This window comes from Methylobacterium isbiliense (assembly GCF_022179325.1).
GTDB lineage: Bacteria > Pseudomonadota > Alphaproteobacteria > Rhizobiales > Beijerinckiaceae > Methylobacterium > Methylobacterium isbiliense.
This window is the reverse complement of the sequence record NZ_BPQQ01000150.1, coordinates 1-4,568: the sequence shown is the minus strand read 5'-3', so window position 1 is coordinate 4,568 and position 4,568 is coordinate 1. Positions and strand designations below refer to the sequence as shown.

Here is a 4,568-nt window from a genome sequence, read left to right as displayed (position 1 = left end):
GATCGACGTGAAGTAGTCGCGGGCGGCCGCGGGTGAGGCGGACGTGCGCACCGTCGTCGACACAGCTCGCCTCTCGGGGCGACACCTTCACCACCATCCTCAAAACCATCCGCGTCTGATCCTGCCGACACAGGCGTGGGTAATTACTCGGAGACGAGCTCCAGGACCGCGAGGGTGAAATCGGGCATGGTCACCTCCAAGGATCAAGGCTGAGGACCGGGACGCATGCGGCGGAGACCGGGATCGGAGAGGTCTGCCTAACAGAAGCTTGCTGGCGCCGGTGAAATCCGAGCGGCGACGCTGAGGCCTTCGCAAGGCTGCGCAACGAGCTGTGGACGGCACCAAGAGGACAAGGGTTCGCCGGCGCGGTCTGCGGCCTTCCGAACAGAGCGCGCTTCCGAGAAACCAGCGCAGACTGCGCGGCACGGCGTTCGGCGGTTCACAGAGAGCTCGCGCCAAGCGCCTCACACGATGCCCCAGGCTCGATACCGCTTGCGCCCGGTCAGCTCGCGCGGGCAGGCCGGACCGAGGTCGGCCAGCATGCCTTCGATCGCCTGCGACGAGGTCCCGAGCCGCTTCGCCGCGCTCTGGATCGTGACCAGCGGGCTCGACACCAGCACATCCACGAGCTGCGGCAACCGCGAGGTGCCGCGCTTGCCGCGCACCCGGCGCAGCATCAGCTCGTGCGCGAGGGTGAGCCGATCGAGGTCGCGTCCGGCGGCGTGAGCCGCTGCCTCAAAGGCGCGCAGAAGCCCGCTGATGCGCTCCGCTGCAGAGGTCACCTTGAGCCAGGGGGAACGGCACTCCCGCAACCCCAGCGCGACGGCTGAGAGGTGATGGCGCGACGCCGCACGCCTCCGCAGGAGGGCGCCCGCGAGAAGAGGGCCGAGGAAAGGATGACGCTCGGACGGGTCCAGCATGAACCAGGCATCGAGCGCAACCGCGGCCGCGAGTACCGCCGGCAGCTCGCGCGCGTCCTCGACGACGATCTGTCGCCAAGCCGCCAGCCGCTCGGTTTCCCTGTACTGCGGATCGTGCACCCGCAACGCGGCGCGGCCCTCGGCGGTGGTCAGATCGTTGTACTCGGCGAGTGTGCGCCGGCTGCGGGCGAGCAGGCGGTCGATGTTCGCGAAGGCCGGATCAGGTGCCTCGTCCTCATGCCAGAGGTCATCGTCATCACCTGAGCCGGCGGCCTCGACGTCCTCGTCAGGCGCAAACAGGTCATCTCCAAAGCGTGGCATGATCCAGGGTTGGGCGTGGTTCTCGGCATCGCGGCTCGACGCGTCCACCAGCGCGGTCTCAAGGGGCGTGCCCAGGCCGTCGCACTCCCGTCCCGCGGCTCCGAACAACACAGACCAGCCTTCTGAGGTGAACGGCCAGTCCGGCCGGGACCCCGCGACGCGGCGCCGGGTCGCGAGGATGTGGGTGGCCCGGGCGAGCTCCGGCGTCGGGTGGCGCACGGGCATGGCCGCGTCGTGCAGGACCAGGTCTTCCATGAGCACGAGCTGTCCCTCGAGCCCGAGGGCGGCCTGAGCGTCGACGAAGTGCGCGCGCGACCTCACGCCGTCGGCGAGGACCGGCTCCGTGCGAGACAGGCGCTCATCGAGCCGCACCACGGCCTCGGCGGCGCGCTCGGCCGGGCCGGCGAGCCGCCGCCATGCCGCGGCCGTGAGAATATCGTCGAGGGCATAAGTGGTTGTCACAGCGGGATTGATGCTAGCTCACCCAAGCGATCCGAGCCATCGCTTGGTTCATCCAGCAATCTGCGCGCGCTGGCGCGAACCGGCTGCGCGAGGGCCTTCAAAATTCCCCCCGATAATAGCCTCTATCAGCGGGAATTGGTGGACCGTTAAGGGTCCTACGGCTACGCTTCCGGGCATGGAGTTCGACCCCGCCGATCCTACGCCCGAGCCGCCCCACGAGGCCCCCGGTGCCCTCCCCGCCCCGTTTGCCAGCGCTCTGCCGCTCGGGCTCGAGGTGCTGGAGCGGCTCGAGGATTACGCCCGCGCCGCCCGCGGCGCCTTCGCTCCCAACACCCTGCGGGCGCTGGCCGCCGACAGCCGCATCTTCGCCGAGTGGTGCCGCACGCACGGGCGTTCGATGCTGCCGGCCGCCGCCCAGACCGTGGCGGACTTCATCGACGCGCAGGCGGAGATGAAGGCGCGCGCCACCATCGAACGCTACCGCTCCTCCATCGCCCTGCTCCACCGCGCCGCCGGGCTGCCGAACCCCTGCACCGACGAGCTCGTCCGGCTGGCTGTGACGCGCATGAGCCGCGCCAAGGGCCGGCGCCAGAAGCAGGCCGAGCCGCTCAACCGGCCCAGCATCGACCGCATGCTGGTGGTCAAGACGGCGGAGCGCCTCCACCGGCGTGTCGCCGAGGGCGACCGGGCCGTGCCGCTGATCGCGCTTCGCAATGCCGCGCTCATGGCCGTCGCGTACGACACCCTGCTGCGGCGCTCCGAGTTGGTGGCGCTGCTCATCGAGGATCTTGAGCGAGCAGACGATGGCTCGGGCACGATCCTGGTGAGGAAGACCAAGACCGACCAAGAGGGCGAAGGCGCGGTCAAGTACCTGGCGCCGGACACGGTCGGGCACGTGACCGCGTGGCTGGATGCATCTGGACTGGCAAACGGACCTCTGTTCCGGCCCGTGAGCAAGGGAGGCCGAGTGGGCGCGGCAGCGCTAGCAGATGCCGAGGTCTATCGGCTCTATCGCGAGATCGCCGCGGCCTCGGGCGTCAAGCTGTCCCGTCCCCCGTCCGGGCACTCGACCCGGGTCGGGGCGACGCAGGACATGTTCGCGGCCGGGTTCGAGCTGCTCGAGGTGATGCAGGCGGGCTCCTGGAAGACGCCCGCCATGCCCGCCCGCTATGGCGAGCGGCTCAGGGCTCAGCGCGGCGCCGCTCGCAAGCTCGCAACGCTGCAAAATCGAGCTTGAGGCGCCCTACAATTGGCTGCGTAGGTGCCCAGGAGAGGACTGAGCATCTCCAAGGCTAAGCCTTTGATAACACAAGATTCAAAACGTCTGCCGGTAGCCGAATGTATACCGGTCATGTTCCCCGTTCGCAAGTACGACCATTCCGCGGCCGTCGGCCCACGACCCGCACCCGATCGCGTTAAAGAATCGCACCAGATAATAAGGCTAATTCAGTAAAACTAAGCGACTTTTACATAATCGATTGTCTTTAAGCGATCGACATGAATCTGCCGCATTAGCAGCGATAAGATAAGATATAGATCTCGATCGTGTAATGGCCATAAGCCGTTTTGGCCAGTCCTACATCAAATCTTCCAATCGCATTCGAAAGGGCGTGCGTTCTGTAGGCACATGCGGAGTATTCTTGCGCTGCTTGCGTCTCAGGCGTAGCCGACATCCACCACAAGCTCGGGGTCGAAAGACAGGTTCTCAGCGCCATAGCCCTTTGGGTTGCAGATCACCCGCGTCGTCGAGATCCGGTAATCGAAGCTGGAGTGCACGTGCCCGTGCACCCACAGAGCCGGACGGGCAGCCTTAATGAGGTGGTCCAGGTCGGAGGCGAAGGCGGGATTGAGTGGGTCACCAGCGCAAGAAGGGTGGATTGAGCGTCGGCTCGGGGCGTGGTGCGTGACAACCACCGTCCGGCTACGTTCGGCGTCGGCGCACTGCAGCGCAGCACGCAGGATAAGGATCGACTCCCAATGGCGGTCGAGCGCGTGCTCGGGCATGAAAAGCTCGGGCGTTCGATGCGTGCCACTTCGGGCGAGGATGGAGTGGTGGTCTGTCATCCCGCGTCGAGCTGCATCCATCGCCGCACTGCGCCGCGTGACCCCGTCGAGTTCGTAGTTTGTGAACAGGGTACAGCCCGAGAAGCGCAAGAATCAGCCAGCGCCAACCGCGTAACCGCGACCGTTCCACGCAAAGTGCGGGAGAACTACCGAAACGGTGGAGGATCTCCAAATCGGCAGCACATGCCGAGGACAGGAGGCGTGTGGCCCATCAAGCATGCAAACCTAAAACAACCAAACATGCAAACTAACTGGCTTGATTTAGGCATCAGACTGATGCAGACTAATGTGGTTTCATTGGCGCGTGTTTCAGCAGAGATTCCCGTTGAAAATCATATCCTTAATGGCCCGGAAAGGTGGGGTCGGAAGAACGACAATCGCCACCAATTTGGCTGTCGCGTTCATGGAGAGCGGGCTGCGGGTGGGGCTCATTGACCTCGATCCGCTATGCTCAGTGACCGCCTGGGGTGAGATCAGAGAGTCCGAGGAGCCAATAGTTGCAGACGCCCCAATGAAAAATCTGGGAAAATTTCTGGAAGCAGGAAGAAGATTGAAATTGGACATCATGCTTCTTGATACGCCGTCATCGGGAGGTATTGATGTTCATGAGGCCGTCTTGTTATCCAATTTTGTTTTGATACCCTGCCGGGCCGGTTATTTCGACATTAGAGCGATAAAATTGACGACCGACATCGCAAAGCTGGTGGGTAAGCCGTACGCGGTTATGTTCAACGCTGTGTCACCCCGAGATGATCAAGTAGTCATCGCAGTGCGAGACGAACTGCGATGACTACTTGATCA

Annotated in this window: 4 protein-coding genes; 2 read left to right on the top strand and 2 right to left on the bottom strand. The window is 64.5% G+C overall.

Annotated elements, in window-relative coordinates; genetic code table 11:
- Window positions 1-464: 464 nt before the first annotated feature.
- Window positions 465-1,703, bottom strand: a complete 1,239-nt coding sequence (locus tag MFF61_RS33480; protein ID WP_238242126.1) for an RHE_PE00001 family protein — start codon at window positions 1,701-1,703, stop codon at window positions 465-467.
- A gap of 175 nt (window positions 1,704-1,878) precedes the next feature.
- Between MFF61_RS33480 and MFF61_RS33475 the strand changes: the two genes are divergently transcribed.
- Window positions 1,879-2,940, top strand: coding sequence for a tyrosine-type recombinase/integrase (locus MFF61_RS33475; protein WP_238242125.1), 1,062 nt, complete (start codon window positions 1,879-1,881; stop codon window positions 2,938-2,940).
- 419 nt (window positions 2,941-3,359) lie between these two features.
- Here the strand turns inward: MFF61_RS33475 and MFF61_RS33470 are convergent, their stop codons facing one another.
- Window positions 3,360-3,707 (bottom strand): metallophosphoesterase family protein, encoded by a 348-nt coding sequence (locus MFF61_RS33470; RefSeq protein ID WP_238242121.1) that lies wholly within the window; start codon window positions 3,705-3,707, stop codon window positions 3,360-3,362.
- Between the two features lie 346 nt (window positions 3,708-4,053).
- Here MFF61_RS33470 and MFF61_RS33465 point away from each other — a divergent pair, with 346 nt between their 5' ends.
- The gene (locus MFF61_RS33465; RefSeq protein WP_238242120.1) at window positions 4,054-4,557 is read left to right on the top strand and encodes an AAA family ATPase; all 504 of its coding nucleotides are present in this window, start codon (window positions 4,054-4,056) and stop codon (window positions 4,555-4,557) included.
- Window positions 4,558-4,568 lie beyond the last annotated feature (11 nt).